The organism is Ruegeria sp. AU67 (genome assembly GCF_900312795.1).
GTDB lineage: Bacteria > Pseudomonadota > Alphaproteobacteria > Rhodobacterales > Rhodobacteraceae > Ruegeria > Ruegeria atlantica.
Genome location: NZ_OMPH01000030.1, coordinates 169,598 through 189,165, shown reverse-complemented (window position 1 = coordinate 189,165; position 19,568 = coordinate 169,598). Strand labels below are relative to the sequence as shown.

Genomic DNA, 19,568 nt, shown 5'->3' with positions numbered 1-19,568 from the left:
ACGATCAGGTTGTGTGATCCCCGCAGTATGCCGGTTTAAGCCAGCCGCTGCCCTGCTTCATCAAAGCGATAGGCCTTCTCGGATGCATATCCGAACCGCAACTCCTGACCTTCGGCGATGGCATGTTGGCCAAACAAACGGGCTGTGACGTCGTGGTCCTGAACTTTGGCAATCACGTTGGTGTCCCCGCCCAACTTTTCCACATGGCTGACACGCGCGGCAAGCGGGCCGTCATCTGACAGGAACAGGTCCTCGGGGCGAATTCCGATCGTGTTCTGACCGCTTTCTTGAACTAACGCTTCAGGCAGGAAGTTCATAGAAGGTGAGCCCAGGAACCCGGCGACGAACTGATTTGCGGGGTTGTTGTACAGCTCCATCGGGCTACCGATCTGCTCAACCCGACCATCGCGCAGAACAACGATCTTGTCGGCCAGCGTCATCGCTTCGGTCTGATCATGGGTCACATAGATCATCGATGCATCCAAAGCACGGTGCAGATTGGCGATCTCGATCCGAGTGTTCATCCGCAGGGCGGCGTCCAGATTGGACAGCGGCTCATCAAACAGGAACAGTTTAGGTTCACGCACAATGGCGCGCCCGATGGCGACACGCTGGCGCTGGCCACCTGACAGCTCGGACGGGTAACGGTCCAAATAGGGTTCAAGGTTCAGCATCCGGCTGGCCTTGGCGACACGGCCTTCGATTTCCGATTTGGGCTGCTTTTCCTGCTTCAGCGCAAGGGTCATATTGCCCCGAACGCTGAGGTGGGGATAGAGCGCATAGCTTTGGAACACCATCGCGATCCCACGCTTGGATGGCGGTACCAGATTGACCTGCTGCCCGCCAATGTTGATCTCACCAGACGATGCATCTTCGAGCCCCGCAATCACCCGGAGCAGGGTGGACTTGCCACAACCCGACGGGCCGACAAAGACGACGAATTCGCCTTCTTCGACCTCCAGCGTGATGTCTTTCAGGACATGCACGTTGCCAAAGGACTTGTTCACATTGTTCAGCGTCAGGGCGGTCATGATGCGGGCTCCTCAAGGGAAACGGGCTGGCCGGTTCGGATACTTTGATCCGCAGCCAGACAAATGGCGAGCGATTGGACGGCGTCATTCATATGACGGGTCAGGTCGATATCTTCGGCGATAGCGCGCAGCATATAAGCCTGCTCGGCATCACAAAGGTCTTGATGGCCGGGTTCGTCCGGCATCTCGATGGTGTGGTCGCCTTGCGGTGTATGGACCAGCAAGCCGCCGACTTTGGTATGGCCGTCGATGTCGGCAGACGCACCCTTGTTCCCATCGGCAATCGAAACGGACCCGTTGGGCGACACGATATCTTTCACAAAGAACGCGGTTTCCGACATCATCGGGCCCCATCCGGCCTCGTACCAGCCGACCGAGCCGTCGTCGAAGACCACCTGAAACTGGCCGTAATTGTACATGTCCGGTGCGATTTCATCCGACAGGCGCAGGCCCATACCATGCACCCGGACAGGCAGCGCGTCAGTGATCTGGCACATCACGTCGACATAGTGCACGCCGCAATCAACAATGGGCGAAGTGGTCTGCATCAATGCCTTATGCGTTTCCCATTCCGCGCCCGACGACTGCTGGTTCAGGTTCAACCGGAACACATAGGGTCCGCCAAGATTGCGCGCCTCATCGATCAGCCGCATCCAAGAGGGGTGATGGCGCAGGATATATCCAACCACCAGCTTACGATTCAGCCGGGTTGCTGTTTCGACCACACGCCGGGCGTCGGCGACATTAGTGGCCAGCGGTTTTTCAACAAACACATGTGCGCCAGCCTCCATCGCCGCACAGGCAAAATCCGCGTGGCTATCAGAGTAGGTGGCGACCACGACCAAGTCGGGTTTCGTTTCAGCCAGCGCCGCTGCGAAATCCGAATATGCCGGATAACCTGCAAGGTCTGGATGATCCACACGGCCAGACCGGTTCACCAAACCAACGATCTGCGCGTCGGGGTGGTGATGGTGCGCCAGCGCGTGGCACAAACCCATATTGCCGAGGCCTGCAATCAGTACGCGGGTCATTTGACTGCTCCGGATGTGATGCCGCGGATCAGCTGTCGCGAGAAGATGACGTACAGGACAAGCACCGGCAGAATGGCCATCGACAAGGCCGACAGGACCGCGTTCCAATCGGTCACGAACTGGCCGATGAACACTTGGCTGCCCAGTGTCAGGGTCTTGGTTTCTTCGGCGGGGGCCAGGATCAACGGGAACCAAAGGTCGTTCCAGATCGGGATCATGTTGAACACGGCCACGGTCGCCATCGCGGGCCGGACCAGAGGCAGAACAAGGCGGAAGAATATCGTGTATTCGGATAATCCGTCGATGCGCCCGGCATTCTTCAGGTCATCGCTGACTTGTCGCATGAATTCGGACAGGATGAATACGGCCAATGGCAACCCTTGAGCCGTATAAACAAGGATCAGCGCCCAGAGCGAGTTTACCAGCCCGGTCGCCACCATCATCTCAAGGATCGCCACGGTGCCGATACGAATGGGGATCATGATCCCCAGCGCCAGATACAGCCCCATGATCAGGTTGCCCTTGAACTGGTATTCCGACAACGCATAGGCGGCCATCGCGCCGAACAACAGGATGAAAGACAGCGATGCCACGGTGACAATCATCGAGTTTTGGAAATACAGGAAGAAATCCCCCTGCTTCATCACCGTCTCATAGCCAATCATCGAGAAGCTGTCGGCATTGGGCAGAGCCAATGGTTCGCGAAAGATCGCGCGGCGGGATTTGAAGCTGTTGATCAGGATCACAAAGACCGGAAACAGTGCGATCAGTGTGTACAGGATCAGCGCGCCGTGCATCGCGACCATGTTGAGGGGGTTATGACGTGCTTTGTTCATCGTGATGCCCTCAGAGTTGATACCGGCGCATCCGGGTCTGGACGCCGAAAAGGTAGATACAAACACCCACAAGGATGATGGCGAACATTGCCCCGGCGATAGCCGAACCCATATGCGGGTCACCCAGTTGCAGCTGGAAGCCAAAGAATGTGCGGTACATGAAGGTACCAAGAATATCGGTCGAGAAATCCGGCCCCGCCAACGCGCCTTGTGACGCGTAGATCAGATCGAATGCGTTGAAATTCCCGACGAAAGTCAAGATCGAGATGATCCCGATCGAGGGCAGGATCAGCGGCAGTTTGATCTTCCAGAAGGCCGCTGTTCCGGTGATGCCGTCGATCTCTCCGGCCTCAAGAATTTCTTCGGGGATGGTCAACAGCGCAGCGTAGATCAACATCATCGGGATGCCGACAAACTGCCAGACCGAAATCAACGCCAGTGTGGTCAGTGCATATTCCTCTTTCCCCAGCCATGGGGCGAACAGCGACTTGAGCCCGACAGCATCCAGCATCGACGGCGCGATGCCCCAAATCGGCGAGAGGATCAGTTTCCACGCGAACCCGACGATCACAAAGCTCAGGATCGTGGGGATGAAGATCGCCGACCGATACAAGGCTGCAAACCTCAGGCGCGGGTGGCTGAGCAGGGCGGCCAATGCAATCCCGATCGGGTTTTGAACCAGCATGTGGATCAGGAAGAACCAGAAGTTATTGCCCAGTGCATTCCAGAACTGTTCGGACCAGATTGGATCAAAGAACAGGGTTTGAAAGTTCTGCAATCCAACGAAAACGCGGCTTTGGTCAATCTCGGTATAGAGCGCCAGACGCAGCGTGTTGAACAGCGGGAAAATCATCACCGCCGTGTAAACAAGAACGGCCGGTGCAAGAAACACAAGGATATGCCAGCGGAAGCGGGGGCGGTTCATGGGATTGCTTTCAAAGGAGTGTCGGGGATACCCGGGCGATCACCGCCGCCCGGGTATGTGTCAGATCAGCGCTTACTGGTGCGGAGCGTACCAGGAGGACAGGCCTTTTTGCAGGTCTGCGCCCAGTTCTTCAGGGCTGTTGGCGCCCTTGATGGCGGCAACGGATGCGCCCCAGGTCTCGTTCTCAAGGTTCGGCGTGCCGCGCGACAGGATCTGATATGTCGAACGGATAGTCGATTCACATTCATCGCGCCATCCGACGAACTCTTTGGCCAACGGATCTGCCAGCTCGACCGGAGTGTTGGACAGCGGGAAGAAACCCGGCACGGCGTTGCCAAAGATTTCGGCAAACTCGGGGCTTGCGACCCACGCGAGGAAGGTCTCAGCGGCCTCGGGGTGCTCGGAAGCAGCATTCATGCCAATGCCGATATCCGTGTGGTCAGAGATATAGCAGGTGTCGCCCGCGTTTTGGACCGGCGGCTTGAACGCGCCCATCTCAAAGTCGGCCTGTGTGTTGAAGCCAGCAATCTCCCACGATCCGGCAGGGTAGATCGCAGCCCGGCCCAGAGTGAAGATGTTCTGGCTGTCGGGATAGGTCTGTGCCTCATATCCGTCGCCCAGATACTGTCCCCAGCGCGCCAATGTGGCGTAAGGGGCAGTCCAGGCTTCATCCGTCAGTTTCTGCTCGCCCGCGATCAGGGCCTGACGACCTTCTTCGCCTTTCCAATAGTTTGGGCCGATGTTGTTGTAGCCCATTGTGGCGGCTTCCCACTGATCGTTGGTGCCCATCGCCATCGGAATGTAGGTGCCGTCTTCCTTGATCTTGTCGAGTGCAGCAAAGAACTCGTCTTCGGTGGTAGGCACGTCGATGCCCAGCTCAGCAAACGCATCCTTGTTGTAAATGAAGCCGTGGATCACCGACGCCATCGGAACACAGAAGCTGGCCGAGCCGTCATCCGTCTGCCATGCCGATTTTGCCACGTCCGAAAAGTTGCTCATCGCGTCGACCGAAGACAGATCGGTCAGGTGCCCGGCCTCATACAGTGCCAGCGACGCATCAAACGGACGGCACGTGATAAGATCACCGGCCGAACCCGCATCCAGTTTCGAGTTCAACACAGCGTTGTATTCTGCCGGAGCTGATGGGGTGAACTGCAGTTTGATCCCAGGGTGTTTGGCTTCGAACGCCGGGATGATCTGTTCCTGCCACAAGGTCAGGTCGTCATTGCGCCAGCTTTCGATGATCAGCGTGACGTCCTCGGCATAGGCGCTTGAAGCCATCAGGGTCGTGCCCAGTAAGGCCAGTTTCAGGCTATTGCGTTTCATTCGTATTCTCCCAGTTGGTTAGCAGTTATTTATCTTGTTCCAGTGCGGATTTCAGAACCCCGCCGCTTGCGTCCAGAACGGCCGAGGCATCTTTGGGTGATATGCCAAGTGCGGCGATTAGCACCGCCGGCTTCACGTCTCCGTTCGCGGCGTCCAGCGCGCGTTTTGCTTTTTCCGTATCAACATTGGCGATCCGCGCGACGATCCCCGTCGCCCGCGCGCGCAACTTGTCGTTGTCGGCGCGCAGGTAAACCATCATGCCGCCGTGAACATGGCCAAGTTGCAGTGCCATGAGAGACGACAGCATGTTCAGAGCGATTTTCTGAGCTGTTCCAGCACCCATACGCGTCGAACCCGAGACCAATTCCGGCGGCGTCGCCAAAAGAATTGGGATATCTGCGCTTTCCAGCAAAGGGCTGCCTGCGTTATTGGCAATTCCGATAACGGTTGCGCCAAATGACTGTGCGATATTGCTGGCGGTCAGGGTGTATGGCGTCGATCCGCTTGCGGACACTGCGATGATCGTATCCGTTGGTTGCAATGTCGAAAGCGCGTCCGCTAGTCCGTCGGCTTCGTCTTCTGCGCCTCCGGGCATTTCGACACCGGTAGGCAGGCCGCCTGCCATATGTATACGGAGTTGGTTCGCAGGGATTGAGAAGGTGCCGCCCAGCTCTTGCGCGTCGGCAGCGGCCATCAACCCGGACGAGCCTGCGGCCACATAGTGCAGCACGCCGCCGGCGCGGATGGTCTGCGCCATGGCGTTGCCGCCCCGCGCGATCGCGTCCAATGCGCCACGCGCTGAGGCCGCGGCTGCAATCTGCCCCTCAACCAGCGCCCGAGCAGAGGCGACAGGGTCTTGTGGGTCCAGCTTGTTGGCGTCTGGATGCAGTTGTTCGGTCGGCGGCAGCGTCAAAAGAATCCCCCTTTGCGGTTCCCAGTACAATACCTATTCAATACCACTTGTCCATAATTTTATTTTTCCAATGGAAATCAACGTATTTTGTATCAAAACAGAGAAAAGCTGCGGAAATCGGCCTATTTTGGCCTTCCTAAATTCAAATAGGTATTATAATGGTATTGTCATGACTGAGTCTCTGAGCAATGCTGTACTGGCCATAGATGGTGGCGGAACCCGATGTCGGGTTGCATGTGAAGTCGATGGTATTGTCCATTCTGTTGAAACCGGGGCTGCCAATGTCTCGACAGATTTCGATGCGTCCGTCCTGCAGATGAAATCGGGGATCACCGAGATTGCGCAAACGCTTGCTGTAGATGTTCAGGACCTGACTCAGTTGCCCGCCTTTGTCGGATTGGCTGGCGTCACAGATGACCATATTGCCCGTCGCGTGCAGAGCGCGCTGGGCCTAACGCGGGCGCGCGTTTCCGATGATCGACCAGCCGCGCTGCGGGGTGCGCTCGCGTCTCAGGACGGCTTGATCGCCCATTGTGGCACGGGGTCCTTTGTTGCTTCGCAGAAGGATCGGGTGATGCGGTTTGCCGGGGGGTGGGGGCCAGTATTGGGGGATGAGGCATCTGCGCAATGGGTTGGTCGTTTTGCATTGGCAGGAGCATTGAATTCCGTGGATGGAATTCAGGTCACTAGCGATCTTACGCAGAAATTGCTGGATGATTTTGGCGGTAGTGCAGGGATCGTCGAATTTGCCGGGCGGGCGACGCCGACAGAGTTCGGCGCGTTGGCCCCGATGATTACCACTGCAGCAGTTTCCGGAGACGACGTCGCCAGAAAAATTATGCAGGCCGGTGCTACTTACATCGCCGATATGGCGGCACGTCTCGGATGGCAGCCAGAAGTCGCGATCTGCCTGACCGGCGGTATCTCTCCGCATTATGCGCACTATCTGCCTGCTGCCATGCAGTCAGAGATACGCCCTCCATCGGGCGAGCCGTTGACCGGGGCACTGGCTTTGGCGAAGGAGGTCCCGCATGAGCATTGCTGAATTCCTACGCTCTGATCTTTGGCTGACCTCGGAAAATGGTCCCCGCTACGTGCAGTTGCGGCGCAGGTTGCAAGAGGGGATCGATACGGGCGTCCTTGCGCCGAACTCATCGCTGCCATCTGAACGGGAACTGGTTGAAATCACAGAACTATCCCGCGTGACCGTGCGCAAGGCGATTCAGGAGCTGGTGCAGGAAGGTGTGATCGAGCAGCGCCAAGGGTCTGGGTCCTTCATTCGGGAACGTGTTCAAAGGGTTGAACAATCGCTGAAACACCTGACCTCGTTCACCGAAGATATGTCGAGCCGAGGAATGGAGACAACTTCAAAGTGGTTGGAGCGCGGAGTGTTTGCGCCAACCCCAGAAGAGGTCACTGCGCTGAATCTGTCAGAGGGTGAGCAGATATCCCGCATTTACCGCCTGCGCGAGGCGGACGGGCGTCCACTGGCGTTGGAACGTGCTGCGCTGCCACTTGATATCCTGCCGAATCCAATCGAAGTCACGACGTCTCTGTACGAAGTGCTTGATGGTCTGGGGCGCCGCCCGGTGCGCGCGGTGCAGAAGATATCGGCTCTGAATCTAGCCGCGCGAGAGGCCGAACTGCTGGAGGTGCCCGAAGGTGCGGCGGGGCTGAACATCGAGCGTATCTCATTTTTGAAAAACGGGCGGGTCGCAGAGATGACGCGGTCGCTCTATCGCGGCGACGCTTATGACTTTGTCGCTGAATTGCGCCTATAACCGGAAGGACCGGGATCAAATGTCCGAAAAGAACTCGAAAATGCGTCAGGAAATTCTGGAGATCCCTGATGCCGTCGACAGATTGCTCAGCACGGGGGCAGACAATATCCGAGCAGCTGCGCAAAGCGTAAGGGATACGGATCCACGTTTTTTGATCTCGGTCGCCCGGGGATCATCTGACCATGCCTGCAGCTATTTGAAATATGCCAGTGAACTGCTTCTTGGATTACCGGTTGCCTCGGTAGGGCCGTCCGTCAGTTCGATTTACGGGGTGGATCTCAGGGCAAAAGGATCTGTCTGCCTGTCCATCTCGCAATCCGGCCAAAGCCCGGATATTGTTGGCCTGACAGGGTCTTTGCGAAACTCTGGCGCACTGACAATTGCGGTGACCAACAACTCGGAATCGCGCCTGGCCGACGTGGCGGATGCAGTTCTGCCATTGCACGCGGGACCAGAGCTGAGCGTCGCAGCGACAAAGACATTTGTGACCTCGTTGGTGTCCGGTCTATGGTTGCTGGCCGAGGTCAAAGAGGATGCTGAATTGATCGCGGCGATCCAATCTTTGCCCGAATACCTGGCGCGGGCGGCACATTGCGATTGGTCGGCTGCAGCCGAAACAATCACCGGGCGGTCTTTGTTTACGCTTGGTCGCGGTCCTTCTTATGCAATCTCTGACGAAGCTGCATTGAAGATCAAAGAGACATGTCAAATCCATGCCGAAAGCTATTCAGCGGCCGAAGTGCTGCATGGCCCGGTGTCGATTGTCGAAGAAGGGTTTTCGGTGATTTCGTTCGCGGCCAATGATGCAGCCGAACAGGCGACTGCCGATGCGGCTGATGCCTTGGCCGAAAAAGGTGCTGCGGTTTTTGCGACGACCACCAAAGTAACGCGCGCGCAGGCTCTGCCAGTGGTTCGAACGGATCATTGGATCACCGACCCAATAACGGCGATTACGTCTTTCTACAGCATGGTAGAGGCCGTCGCCAGTGCGCGGGGGATCGACCCGGACGCACCGCGGCACCTTAAAAAAGTGACCGAAACGGTATGACAGAACGCAAGGTGATCTTTCGAAACGGGCCGATTTTCGACGGCAATCGGTTGTTAAACGACCACGCGCTTGTTTTTCGCGAGGGGCGTTCGGGGGAAGTTTTGCCCGACGCCGAGGTCGCCCAGGAAAAGGACGTTGTCGATCTGAACGGCGACATACTCAGCCCCGGTTTTGTGGATCTGCAGGTCAATGGCGGCGATGGCGTTATGTTCAACGATGATCCGTCGGTCGAAACGATCCGCAGAATTGCCGGTGCCCATCGCCGATTGGGGGTGATTTCGCTGCTGCCCACTCTGATCACCGACGAACCCGCCAAAACCCGCGCAGCAATAGATGCGACGATCGAGGCAGTGCGAGCACAGGTGCCGGGCGTCGCAGGGCTGCATTTGGAAGGGCCGCATTTGTCGGTCGCGCGGAAAGGGGCGCACGACGGTAATTTGATACGGCCGATGGCAGCAGCAGATTTGAACACGCTGATAGAAGTCGCAAATGCACTTCCCTGCCTGAAGGTAACTGTCGCCCCCGAGGCAGTGTCCGAGCAGCAGGTCCGCGCCATGAGCGACGCTGGTATCCTTGTTTCGCTCGGGCACAGCGATGCGGATTTTGCGACTTGCCAGCGGTATGCTGCCGCCGGTGCGCGTTGCGTAACCCATCTGTTCAACGCGATGAGCCAGCTGGGCAATCGTGAACCCGGCCTCGTCGGCGCAGCGCTGGCCAGCGGAACGCTGTCTGCAGGCATGATTGCCGATGGTGTCCATGTGCACCCCGCCGCGATGCGCGCTGCTTGGGCTGCGAAAACTGCGCCGGGTCAAATCTTTCTGGTCAGCGATGCGATGGCTGTGGCGGGAACCGATCAAACCGAATTCACCCTTGAAGGCCGCAAAATCACGCGAACCGACGGCAGGTTGACACTGGCGGACGGAACTCTGGCCGGCGCAGATTTGGACCTGACGACCGCCGTTGGCGTGCTGTTCAACCAAGTTGGCGTGCCGTTGCAGGACGCACTGGCGGCGGCCACTTCTTATCCGGCTCAGCTGATCGGGTTGGCCCCGCCAACGGTCTTTGAATACAGTTCGGTGATCCGGATATCTGCCGATTTCAGCCGTTGCGAATGGCTGCCCGCGCAATCTTGAGTTTGCCTTTGGCTGGCAGAATGACTGTCTGCGGGATGCGGTATACCGCCTGACAATTTTTGTCGACGAATTTGAAATCTGGCTTCGAACGGCGCTTGACGACATCTGACGCATCGCTTAAACCGACCAGCGCTGAGCGGGCGTCGTATACTGGCTATTACCTCAGCCTTCCAAGCTGATGAAGCGGGTTCGATTCCCGCCGCCCGCTCCAAATCAGCCCTAAAATTCTGCGTCAAATGGCCCTTTTATGTTGGGTCATATATTGTGGTTCTTGACCCGGCTTGCCGTGGCCGCCAAGAAGCGAACACTTAAGTGCGAAAAAGACGTAAGGGCCAATTATGGCGAACTCTGCCTCAGCCACGCCTAAGGGCAAACCTGCACCCGGTGCCACGGAAGAGCGTGCTGGATCGCGGAAGATAGGCGTTCTGTCGTCTCTTTGGCCATTTATGAAGCCGTATCGGGCCCTGATGACGGGTGCGGTTCTGGCACTGGTGTTGACGGCCAGCATGACGCTAACTCTGCCACTTGCGGTACGCCGGGTAGTCGACAATTTCCGAATTGAAGATGGCGAGTTGCTGGATTGGTACTTTCTGGCGGCACTGGGCATTGCCGCGATTTTGGCGGTGGGAACTGGCATCCGCTATGCGCTGGTGACCCGGTTGGGCGAGCGCGTTGTGGCCGATATCCGCAAGGCCGTGTTTAACCGCGTCATAGGAATGAGCCCCGAGTTCTACGAACGGGTCATGACCGGCGAGGTTCTCAGCCGTATCACCACGGACACGACCCTGATTCAGTCTGTGCTGGGATCGTCCGTATCCATTGCCTTGCGCAATATGCTTTTGTTCGCGGGTGGTTTGGTTCTGATGCTGCTGACCTCGGCCAAGCTAACGGGTTTGGTGCTTTTGCTGATCCCGGTGGTAGTGGTGCCGATACTTGTTCTGGGGCGTCGTCTGAGGGTCCTCAGCCGCGAAAATCAGGACTGGATCGCGGCCTCGTCGGGCAACGCAGGCGAGGCACTGAGCGCGGTGCAAACCGTTCAGGCATTTACGCATGAAAAAGCCAGCCGGAAGCAGTTCGACGATATGACTGAAACCTCTTATGCGGTTTCTCTTCGGCGTATTCAAACGCGCGCGGTGATGACGGTAATCGTTATCTTCCTTGTATTTTCGGGCATCGTCGGCGTGCTGTGGATGGGGGCTAACGACGTTCGTAACGGCGTGATGACCGAAGGTGTTCTGATCCAGTTCGTGATCTATTCAATCATCATGGCCGGCTCTGTCGCCGCCCTCTCTGAGATTTGGAGCGAGCTGCAACGTGCAGCCGGCGCGACCGAGCGTCTAGTGGAATTGCTGAATGCGCAGGATACCGTGATTGATCCGGACAAGGCAGCATCACTGCCTTCACCTGTTCGGGGCGAGATCCGTTTTGAGGATGTGATCTTCCACTATCCGGCCCGTCCGGCTGTTGTGGCACTGGACCATCTGACCCTGTCGATCCAACCGGGTGAAACCGTGGCTTTCGTTGGTCCATCGGGTGCAGGCAAAACCACAGTGATTCAAATGATCCAGCGGTTCTACGATCCGGATGCAGGTCATGTCAGTCTGGACGGCGTTGACCTGCGCGACCTCGACCGATCCGATTTCCGGCAGCACATGGCATTGGTGCCCCAGGACCCGATCATCTTTGCAGCCTCGGCCCGCGAGAATATTCGGTTCGGGCGTCTGAACGCTTCGGATGCCGAGGTTGAGGCCGCCGCGCGTGCGGCTGCGGCACATGAGTTCATCTCGAAACTGCCCGAAGGCTATGACAGCTTTGTCGGGGAACGCGGCGTTATGCTGTCGGGTGGTCAGAAACAGCGGATCGCGATTGCACGCGCCATCTTGCGTGATGCTCCGGTTCTGCTGCTGGACGAGGCGACTTCGGCCTTGGATGCCGAAAGCGAACGCGCGGTTCAGGGCGCGGTTGACCAGATGCGCGCCGGGCGCACCACACTGATCGTGGCCCACCGTCTGGCGACGGTCAAAAAGGCGGATCGGATCGTTGTGATGGAAGCCGGTCAGATCGTGGCCCAAGGCACGCACGAGGATCTGGTCGTTCAGGATGGCTTGTATGCTCGCCTGGCGCGCCTGCAATTCACCGACGGAGTTGCGGCAGAATAGCCTGACGTCGGGGAAGTCAGTTTTACGCCGCTGCGTAATTCTACAAATTTGGGCGTGGCCCCTCTAACCCGTCGCTTGCACCTGCGGGGTTTTGCTTCCATCTTGTTTTGGAAAAAACCGCGCAAGACGTGGGAGAAAAACAGGGAGGAGTCACATGGCCTTTGTGGGTTTGGAAGACAAGGCGAGAATGGAGCAGGAAATGTCGTGGGAGGATCGGGATGTTCCGGTCACTTTCCACCAGTTGCTGTCACGCACAGCAGGCAAATTTCCGAACAGTGATGCGGTCAGCTTTCAGCTCATGTCTGGTCCGACAGACAAGGCCGAGACTCTGACGTGGTCGCAACTGTTAGGCAAAGTCAATCAGGCAGCGAACCTGTTCCGGTCTTTGGGTGTCGGCGAGAAAGACGTGGTGGCCTATGTGCTGCCCAACTGTAACGAAACGCTAGTCACCATGATGGGCGGTGCAGTCGCAGGCATCGTGAACCCGATCAACCCGCTGCTAGAGCCCGAGCAGATCGCCGCAATCCTGCGCGAAACCGGTGCCAAAGTGGTTGTGACGTTGAAGTCCTTCCCCAAAACGGATGTGGCGCAAAAGGTCGAAGAGGCGGTGCGCCACGCGCCCAACGTCAAAACCATTCTCGAGATTGACCTCAACCGCTATCTGACGCCGCCAAAATCCTGGCTGGTGCCGTTCCTGCGTCCAAAGATGGGCGACAAGGAAAAACTGGCCCATGCGGATTACAAGAACTTCAATATAGAACTGGCCAAGCAGCCAACGACACTGACTTTCGAAGACAGCAAGGAAGATCGCGTTGCCTGCTATTTCCACACCGGCGGCACAACGGGCATGCCGAAGGTCGCGCAGCACAAATACTCGGGCCTTATCTACAACGGCTGGCTGGGGAACACTCTGTTGTTCTCGGACGAGGACGTGATCATGTGCCCGCTGCCCATGTTCCACGTTTTTGCCGTGCATGTGATCATGATGGCTGCCGTCTCATCCGGCGCGCATGTGGTTTTCCCGACGCCTGCGGGATATCGCGGCGACGGTGTTTTCGACAATTTCTGGAAATTGATTGAGCGCTGGAAAGTAACGTTCATCATCACCGTACCCACAGCGATTGCTGCCAAGATGCAGCGCCCCGTAGATGCGGACATCTCAAGCGTGAAGACGGCGTTCTCAGGTTCAGCGCCTTTGCCCGTCGAACTGTTCCGCAGGTTCGAAGAAGCGACCGGTGTGACCATCGTAGAAGGCTATGGGCTAACCGAGGCCACCTGTCTGGTGTCCTGCAACCCGGTGGACGGGGAAAAGAAGATTGGCTCGATCGGTATTCCGTTCCCCTATACAGATGTGAAAATCCTGCAGGATGGTCCGGACGGACCAAAGGAATGCGCCGCAGATGAAATTGGCGAGATTTGCATTTCGAACCCCGGTGTCTTTGCGGGCAATACCTATACTGAGGCGGACAAGAACGTAGGTCTTTATCACTTCGACAAATACCTGCGCACAGGTGATCTGGGACGCTTTGACGGGGACGGCTACCTGTGGATCACGGGTCGTGCCAAGGACCTGATCATTCGCGGCGGTCACAACATTGACCCGGCCGAGATCGAAGAAGCTCTGCTGGGGCACGATGCTGTTGCGTTTGCCGGTGCCATCGGGCAGCCTGACGCCTATTCGGGCGAGGTGCCTTGCGCCTTTGTCGAACTGGTCGATGGGGCCTCGGTCACCGAGAAAGAGCTGATGGAGTATTGCAATGTGCATGTCCATGAACGCGCGGCACAACCCAAGCACATGACCATTCTGGACGAGCTGCCTAAAACTGCGGTCGGTAAGGTCTTTAAGCCCGAGCTTCGCAAACAGGCGATCACGCGTATCTATAACGGCGCGTTGGAAGAGGCTGGTCTTGAGGCACGGGTCATTTCGGTCATCGACGATAAGAAACGCGGACTCGTTGCGCAGCTTGACGCGAAGGGTTCCGCAGAGGACGATGTCAGCAAAGTGCTGGGATCGTTCACCCGGCCGTGGGAGTGGGCTGCCTGACCGGGAGGAAACATGGATTATGAACGTCTGATTGATGAAGAGACTTGGGCGTTCATAAAACGAACGGCTGAAAGCTATCCCGATGATGCGGTCGAACAGTCGATCGAGGATCAGCGCCGGGTGTACGACACGATGTGTCGCGACTTTCGCCAACCCCGCCCGCAGGGGGTCGAGACTGAGGACAGGCAGGCATTTGGCGTGCCTGTCCGTGTCTACAATGCGGGTCAGCCGACGCGAACCGTCACTTATTTTCATGGTGGCGGATTTGTTGTTGGAGGTCTGGACAGCCACGATGATGTTTGCGCCGAGATCTGCGCGCAGACCGGATATCGGGTTGTGGCCGTGGACTATCGTCTGTGTCCCGAACATGTCCACCCGGCGCAGTTTCAAGACAGCTGGAATGCGACAAACTGGGTGGCGCAGGAATTCGGCGACCCGATTGTCCTTGCGGGTGACAGTGCCGGTGGCAACCTGGCGGCCGCAGTCGCCCAATACGGACGAGGTAAGTTGGACCATGTGCTGGGTCAGGTCCTGATCTACCCCGGTTTGGGTGGTGACAGCACGAAAGGGTCGTATATAGAGCACGCCCACGCGCCCCTTTTGACGCTGGATGAGATTCAATTCTACGAAAAAGTGCGTTGTGGTGGTGATATCCCGCAAGATGATCCGACCTTCGCGCCGCTTCACGACACAGATTTCTCGGGCCTACCGCCAACCGTGGTGGTGACTGCAGATTGTGATCCGCTACGGGATGATGGTGGCGCTTATTGCGACAAGATTTCAGCCGCCGGAGGGCAAGCGCATTGGATCAACGAGCCGGGCCTCGTTCACGGTTATCTGCGCGCGCGTACCAGTGTTAAGCGCGCGGCAGACAGTTTTGAGAGGATTTCGGTCGCGATCGAGGCGTTGGGTCAGCAGATCTGGCCCTACGACTGATCTCTCACTGCAGGAACGGTTTCGCCTTCATCGTTTCGGCAATGGGCGCACCCATCCGGTTCAGGATCGTGGGCGCTAGTTGCAGTTGGTCGATCACCGTGTCGACCTCGGGTCCTTCCGCGTCGCCAAAGTAGTACAGTGCCGTTTCCTGTTGTAGCGGGCTGCGCCCGCCGTGATGTCCGCGTTCGTCCTGACCGTGATCGGCGGTCACGATGACCTCATAGCCTAGTTGCCGCCAACGCGGGATGAAGGGGGCCAGCATCTCGTCTGCGACGAAACAGGCGTGGTCCATCTCCTCGCAATCATGGTAGAAACGGTGCCCCATACTGTCCAATGTGCAGGCATGCAGTAGGCCGTAATCCAGCCCATGACGCAGGCAAAGGTTGGTCAGAGTGGCATAGAGATCCACGTCAGACGGGGTCATCTGATTGGCTTTGCCATAGCCGGTCATGGTGTGAAAGCGGCCGTGGTTGATTGTCTTGCTCTCAGGCTCATCATATTCGATGTCGCGGACGTAATCGAACGGGTGGCGGTTGAAGAACTGCGACCAATAGCTGTGGGTGACCGCCCCGGTTACGCCACCAGCCTCACGAACCTGGCTAAAGACATCCTTATGGCCTAGACGAAAGACATTGCCGTTGCCGGTACAGCCATGCTCCTGGGGTGTGACACCGGTGTGGATCGAAGCATAGCAGCTGGCGGACGTGGACGGCAAAACAGCGCGTAGTTTCCACACGCGCGCCTCCCCGCTGTCTACCCAACCTTCAAGGTTACCGAACAACCGTCGGAAATTGCGCCACGGAACACCGTCCAGGATGATAAGGAGTAGTTTGCGGTCCATGTCTTTGGCCTTTTGACTAAATATTTCTGGCGACCCTAGGGGATTCGCGATCAGGGGTCTGCCCGTTCACGCCCCCAATAGCAAAATCCCGACACCTGTCATCGAACAAGGCGCCGGGATTTCAATTTTTCACTTAACTGTCACGGAAAGGGCAGGGGTCAGTTCCCGGCGCTTTCCATTTTGCGGTGGGCAACGACCTCTTCCAGCCAACCCAGATGCATCTCGGGGACGGAACTGAGCAGCAGGTCGGTATAGTCGTCGAACGGCGGGCTCAGCACCTCGCTTTTCGACCCATAGCGAACCACCCGACCCTGATACATCACCGCAATACTATCGCTAATCGCGCGCACCGTCGCCAGATCGTGGGTGATGAACAGGTATGCCACATCCTCGATCTTCTGAAGGTCCAACAGCAGTTTCAGGATGCCGTCCGCAACCAGTGGATCAAGTGCCGAGGTGACCTCGTCACAGATGATCATCTTGGGCTTGGCTGCCAGCGACCGCGCGATGCAGACACGCTGTTTCTGACCACCTGACAGTTCCGCCGGATAGCGGTCCATGTACTTTTCGCCCAGTTCGATCTCATCCAACAGTTCGACGATCCGCTTGCGTTTTTCGGCACCGCGCATGTTGAAGTAGAACTCCAGCGGGCGTCCAATGATCGTACCAACCGTCTGGCGTGGGTTCATTGCCACGTCCGCCATCTGGTAGATCATCTGCAGCTCGCGCAGGTCTTCACGGCTGCGGCCCTTCAGATCGCCACTAAGCTTGCGGCCAGCAAAGGTGATTTCACCATCGCGCGGCGGCAGCAAGCCTGTGATCACCCGCGCCAGGGTCGACTTGCCCGAACCGGATTCACCGACGACGGCCAGTGTCTGCCCCGGATGAAGCTCGACATTGACGTTGTGTAGCACGTCGAAATTCAAACCCTTGTAGCGCGCGGTAATACCTTCGACGCTTAATACCGATTCCGGTGTGGGTTTTTTCTCTTCGTGCTCGATCGAGCGGACCGAAACCAGCGCCTTGGTATACTCTTCCTGCGGGTTGTTGATGATCTGGTCGGTATTGCCATACTCGACCGTATTGCCCATCCGCAGAACCATGATGTCATCACTGACCTGAGCGACAACGGCGAGGTCATGCGTGATATAGAGCGCAGCAACGCCAGTATCGCGAATGGCCTCTTTGATCGCCATCAGAACGTCGATCTGAGTGGTCACATCCAGTGCTGTGGTCGGTTCATCAAACACCACAAGATCAGGCTCGGGGCACAGCGCCAGCGCCGTCATGCAACGCTGTAGCTGACCGCCCGAGACTTGGTGCGGGTAACGATCGCCGATATTGTCCGGATCGGGCAGCCCTAGCTTGGCGAAAAGTTCCCGCGCGCGGCCTTCGGCCTCTTTACGCGAAAACTTCTTATGTTCGACCGCAGCTTCGACCACCTGATCCATGATCTTCTTCGCCGGGTTAAACGACGCGGCCGCGGATTGCGAGACATAGGCAACCTCGCCCCCACGCAGATTGCGGATATCGCTATGCGGGGTTTTTAGAATGTCGCGCCCGTTGACCCAGACTTCGCCACCGGTCAGTTCGACACCACCGCGGCCATAAGCCATAGACGCCAAACCGATGGTCGATTTACCGGCACCGGATTCACCGATCAGCCCCAACACCTTGCCGCGTTCGAGGTCAAAGCTGACCCCGTGCACGATTTCGATGTCATGGGGCTTTTCGCCGGGCGGATAGACGGTCGCGCCGATCTTGAGGTTGCGGACCTTGAGAAGGGTATCACTCATCCCCGGCCTCCTTTCAGCGATGTGGTACGGTTCAGAACCCAGTCAGCCACAAGGTTGACCGAGATGGCGAGCGTCGCGATGGCCACAGCGGGGTACAGGGCCGCGCCGATGCCATAGACGATCCCGTCCTTGTTTTCCTTCACGATGCCACCCCAGTCCGCCAACGGCGGCTGAACGCCCAGGCCCAGGAACGACAGGGTCGAGATGAACAGGACCATGAAGATGAACCGCAGCCCGAATTCAGCCACCAGAGGCGACAGAGCGTTTGGCAGGATTTCCCGGAAGATGATCCAGCGTCGACCTTCACCGCGCAGCTTTGCGGCTTCGACATAGTCCATCACGTTGATATCCACGGCGACCGATCGAGAAAGTCGGTAAGGACGCGTGGCGTCCAACAGCCCCATCACCAGGATCAGGATTGGAACGGTCACCGGAACAATCGCCAGGATAACCAGTGCCAGGATCAGCGTCGGGATCGACATGATCAGGTCAACCATCCGGCTAAGCGCCTGGTCAGCCCAACCACCCAAAACCGCAGCCAATAGGCCCAGCGAGGTGCCTGTGATAAAGCTGAGGATCGTAGCCATCGCAGCGATAAAGATGGTCGTGCGACCACCATAGATCATGCGTGTCAGCAGATCGCGCCCGATATTGTCCGTGCCCAGCAGATGCTCGGCGCTTGACGGTTCCCACACATCACCGACCACTTCAGCCATTCCGTAAGGGGCGATCAGTGGGGCAGCGATGGCTATGAAAAAGTACAGTCCGGTGAAAAACAGACCGACGGCGGCCGAAATAGGAATGTTCTTCATCATTTCGGATGCCTCAGTCTTGGGTTGGCAAGGATAGACACAATATCGGCAACCATGTTGAGCCCGATATAGACCGCGGCAAAGACGACGCCGCAGGCCAGAACGACCGGCACGTCACGCTTGGTCACCGAATCCACCAGATATTGCCCCATGCCTGGATATACGAACACCACTTCAACAACGACGACGCCCACAACCAGATAGGCCAGGTTCAGCATTACAACGTTGACAATGGGGGAAATCGCGTTGGGAAACGCGTGGCGCGCAATGACCTGAAAATTCGAGAGGCCTTTCAGTTCAGCCGTTTCGATATAGGCCGATTGCATCAGGTTCAGGATCGCAGCGCGGGTCATTCGCATCATCTGCGCCAGCACTACCAGTGTCAGAACGAAGGCAGGCAAGGCGATGGCATTTAGCTTTTGCCCGAAGGACATTGTGTCGTTGATCATTGCGAGTGAGGAGAACCAGCCCAGTTTCACTGAGACGAAGTAGATCACCACGTAACCGATCAGGAATTCCGGGATCGAAACCGTTGTCAGGGTGATTGCAGAAATCAGTTTGTCAGGCCAGCGGTTGCGGTAACGAACGGCCAGAAGGCCTAGAAAGATAGCAAGCGGCACGGATACGACGGCTGCAGCACATGCCAGGAACAGGGTGTTCCCTAAGCGCTTTCCGATGCTTTCTGCGATGTCGAGTTTGTTGGTCAAAGACTGACCTAGATCGCCCTGCAGGATGCCGCCCAACCATTCGAAATATCGGGTTAAAGCGGGACGGTTGAGGCCCATTTCCTCGCGCAGGTTTGCCAGCGCCTCGGGGGTTGCAGATTGGCCAAGGACCGCTTGCGCAGCGTCCCCAGGCAGGGCTTCGGTGAGGCCGAAAATCAGAGCCGATGCACCGAAGAGAAGCAGGAGTCCCAGCGCAAGGCGCTGGGAAACCAGTTTGATGATAGGATGCAT

Annotated in this window: 17 protein-coding genes and 1 tRNA gene; 8 read left to right on the top strand and 10 right to left on the bottom strand. The window is 57.5% G+C overall.

All coding sequences use genetic code 11. The features are described from left to right. Positions 1 to 35 precede the first annotated feature (35 nt). From DK510_RS17745 to DK510_RS17720, 6 genes are all read right to left on the bottom strand, one after another. Positions 36 to 1,031 (bottom strand): ABC transporter ATP-binding protein, encoded by a 996-nt coding sequence (locus DK510_RS17745; protein WP_058275591.1) that lies wholly within the window; start codon positions 1,029 to 1,031, stop codon positions 36 to 38. After that, complete coding sequence (locus DK510_RS17740; protein ID WP_109313212.1) at positions 1,028 to 2,062, bottom strand: Gfo/Idh/MocA family protein; 1,035 nt, start codon at positions 2,060 to 2,062, stop codon at positions 1,028 to 1,030. The genes DK510_RS17745 and DK510_RS17740 overlap by 4 nt, the downstream gene beginning before the upstream one ends. Then, positions 2,059 to 2,898 (bottom strand): carbohydrate ABC transporter permease, encoded by an 840-nt coding sequence (locus DK510_RS17735; RefSeq protein WP_058275926.1) that lies wholly within the window; start codon positions 2,896 to 2,898, stop codon positions 2,059 to 2,061. Before DK510_RS17735 ends, DK510_RS17740 begins: the two co-directional genes overlap by 4 nt. 10 nt (positions 2,899 to 2,908) lie before the next feature. Continuing rightward, positions 2,909 to 3,823: a carbohydrate ABC transporter permease gene (locus tag DK510_RS17730; RefSeq protein ID WP_109313211.1), complete on the bottom strand. Its 915-nt coding sequence runs from the start codon at positions 3,821 to 3,823 to the stop codon at positions 2,909 to 2,911. Positions 3,824 to 3,895: 72 nt separating this feature from the next. After that, entirely contained in the window at positions 3,896 to 5,149 is a 1,254-nt protein-coding gene (locus DK510_RS17725) for an ABC transporter substrate-binding protein (RefSeq protein WP_058275925.1), read from the bottom strand. Positions 5,150 to 5,174: 25 nt separating this feature from the next. Next, positions 5,175 to 6,062: an N-acetylmuramic acid 6-phosphate etherase gene (locus tag DK510_RS17720; RefSeq protein ID WP_109313349.1), complete on the bottom strand. Its 888-nt coding sequence runs from the start codon at positions 6,060 to 6,062 to the stop codon at positions 5,175 to 5,177. A gap of 169 nt (positions 6,063 to 6,231) precedes the next feature. Here DK510_RS17720 and DK510_RS17715 point away from each other — a divergent pair, with 169 nt between their 5' ends. The 8 genes from DK510_RS17715 (at position 6,232) to DK510_RS17680 (ending at position 15,163) form a co-directional block, all read left to right on the top strand. Then, complete coding sequence (locus DK510_RS17715; RefSeq protein WP_109313210.1) at positions 6,232 to 7,107, top strand: BadF/BadG/BcrA/BcrD ATPase family protein; 876 nt, start codon at positions 6,232 to 6,234, stop codon at positions 7,105 to 7,107. Next, positions 7,094 to 7,843, top strand: coding sequence for a GntR family transcriptional regulator (locus DK510_RS17710; RefSeq protein WP_108859343.1), 750 nt, complete (start codon positions 7,094 to 7,096; stop codon positions 7,841 to 7,843). The genes DK510_RS17715 and DK510_RS17710 overlap by 14 nt, the downstream gene beginning before the upstream one ends. Before the next feature lie 19 nt (positions 7,844 to 7,862). Continuing rightward, positions 7,863 to 8,891, top strand: a complete 1,029-nt coding sequence (locus DK510_RS17705) for an SIS domain-containing protein (protein WP_109313348.1) — start codon at positions 7,863 to 7,865, stop codon at positions 8,889 to 8,891. Then, positions 8,888 to 10,024, top strand: coding sequence for an N-acetylglucosamine-6-phosphate deacetylase (gene nagA / locus DK510_RS17700; protein ID WP_109313209.1), 1,137 nt, complete (start codon positions 8,888 to 8,890; stop codon positions 10,022 to 10,024). Before DK510_RS17705 ends, nagA begins: the two co-directional genes overlap by 4 nt. 136 nt (positions 10,025 to 10,160) lie before the next feature. Then, positions 10,161 to 10,235: transfer RNA gene (locus tag DK510_RS17695), tRNA-Gly, on the top strand. A gap of 127 nt (positions 10,236 to 10,362) precedes the next feature. After that, positions 10,363 to 12,183, top strand: a complete 1,821-nt coding sequence (locus DK510_RS17690) for an ABC transporter transmembrane domain-containing protein (RefSeq protein ID WP_109313208.1) — start codon at positions 10,363 to 10,365, stop codon at positions 12,181 to 12,183. 154 nt (positions 12,184 to 12,337) lie between these two features. Further along, positions 12,338 to 14,227: an acyl-CoA synthetase gene (locus DK510_RS17685; protein WP_109313207.1), complete on the top strand. Its 1,890-nt coding sequence runs from the start codon at positions 12,338 to 12,340 to the stop codon at positions 14,225 to 14,227. Between the two features lie 12 nt (positions 14,228 to 14,239). After that, entirely contained in the window at positions 14,240 to 15,163 is a 924-nt protein-coding gene (locus tag DK510_RS17680; protein WP_109313206.1) for an alpha/beta hydrolase, read from the top strand. 4 nt (positions 15,164 to 15,167) lie between these two features. On the opposite strand, the gene DK510_RS17675 is transcribed toward DK510_RS17680, so the two are convergent. From DK510_RS17675 to DK510_RS17660, 4 genes are all read right to left on the bottom strand, one after another. Continuing rightward, the gene (locus tag DK510_RS17675) at positions 15,168 to 16,004 is read right to left on the bottom strand and encodes an alkaline phosphatase family protein (protein WP_109313205.1); all 837 of its coding nucleotides are present in this window, start codon (positions 16,002 to 16,004) and stop codon (positions 15,168 to 15,170) included. Positions 16,005 to 16,162: 158 nt separating this feature from the next. Beyond that, positions 16,163 to 17,800 (bottom strand): ABC transporter ATP-binding protein, encoded by a 1,638-nt coding sequence (locus DK510_RS17670; RefSeq protein ID WP_109313204.1) that lies wholly within the window; start codon positions 17,798 to 17,800, stop codon positions 16,163 to 16,165. Further along, positions 17,797 to 18,612, bottom strand: coding sequence for an ABC transporter permease (locus tag DK510_RS17665; RefSeq protein ID WP_058275739.1), 816 nt, complete (start codon positions 18,610 to 18,612; stop codon positions 17,797 to 17,799). The genes DK510_RS17670 and DK510_RS17665 overlap by 4 nt, the downstream gene beginning before the upstream one ends. Continuing rightward, positions 18,612 to 19,568, bottom strand: coding sequence for an ABC transporter permease (locus tag DK510_RS17660; RefSeq protein ID WP_058276793.1), 957 nt, complete (start codon positions 19,566 to 19,568; stop codon positions 18,612 to 18,614). The genes DK510_RS17665 and DK510_RS17660 overlap by 1 nt, the downstream gene beginning before the upstream one ends.

Bases quoted from the DNA above. Each gene is read 5' to 3' on its own strand.
- nagA (WP_109313209.1), top strand. From the start codon at position 8,888: ATGACAGAACGCAAGGTGATCTTTCGAAACGGGCCGATTTTCGACGGC.
- DK510_RS17670 (WP_109313204.1), bottom strand. From the start codon at position 17,800: ATGAGTGATACCCTTCTCAAGGTCCGCAACCTCAAGATCGGCGCGACC.
- DK510_RS17745 (WP_058275591.1), bottom strand. From the start codon at position 1,031: ATGACCGCCCTGACGCTGAACAATGTGAACAAGTCCTTTGGCAACGTG.
- DK510_RS17710 (WP_108859343.1), top strand. From the start codon at position 7,094: ATGAGCATTGCTGAATTCCTACGCTCTGATCTTTGGCTGACCTCGGAA.
- DK510_RS17685 (WP_109313207.1), top strand. From the start codon at position 12,338: ATGGCCTTTGTGGGTTTGGAAGACAAGGCGAGAATGGAGCAGGAAATG.
- DK510_RS17675 (WP_109313205.1), bottom strand. From the start codon at position 16,004: ATGGACCGCAAACTACTCCTTATCATCCTGGACGGTGTTCCGTGGCGC.
- DK510_RS17730 (WP_109313211.1), bottom strand. From the start codon at position 3,823: ATGAACCGCCCCCGCTTCCGCTGGCATATCCTTGTGTTTCTTGCACCG.
- DK510_RS17740 (WP_109313212.1), bottom strand. From the start codon at position 2,062: ATGACCCGCGTACTGATTGCAGGCCTCGGCAATATGGGTTTGTGCCAC.
- DK510_RS17705 (WP_109313348.1), top strand. From the start codon at position 7,863: ATGTCCGAAAAGAACTCGAAAATGCGTCAGGAAATTCTGGAGATCCCT.
- DK510_RS17680 (WP_109313206.1), top strand. From the start codon at position 14,240: ATGGATTATGAACGTCTGATTGATGAAGAGACTTGGGCGTTCATAAAA.
- DK510_RS17735 (WP_058275926.1), bottom strand. From the start codon at position 2,898: ATGAACAAAGCACGTCATAACCCCCTCAACATGGTCGCGATGCACGGC.
- DK510_RS17715 (WP_109313210.1), top strand. From the start codon at position 6,232: ATGACTGAGTCTCTGAGCAATGCTGTACTGGCCATAGATGGTGGCGGA.
- DK510_RS17660 (WP_058276793.1), bottom strand. From the start codon at position 19,568: ATGCATCCTATCATCAAACTGGTTTCCCAGCGCCTTGCGCTGGGACTC.
- DK510_RS17665 (WP_058275739.1), bottom strand. From the start codon at position 18,612: ATGAAGAACATTCCTATTTCGGCCGCCGTCGGTCTGTTTTTCACCGGA.
- DK510_RS17690 (WP_109313208.1), top strand. From the start codon at position 10,363: ATGGCGAACTCTGCCTCAGCCACGCCTAAGGGCAAACCTGCACCCGGT.
- DK510_RS17725 (WP_058275925.1), bottom strand. From the start codon at position 5,149: ATGAAACGCAATAGCCTGAAACTGGCCTTACTGGGCACGACCCTGATG.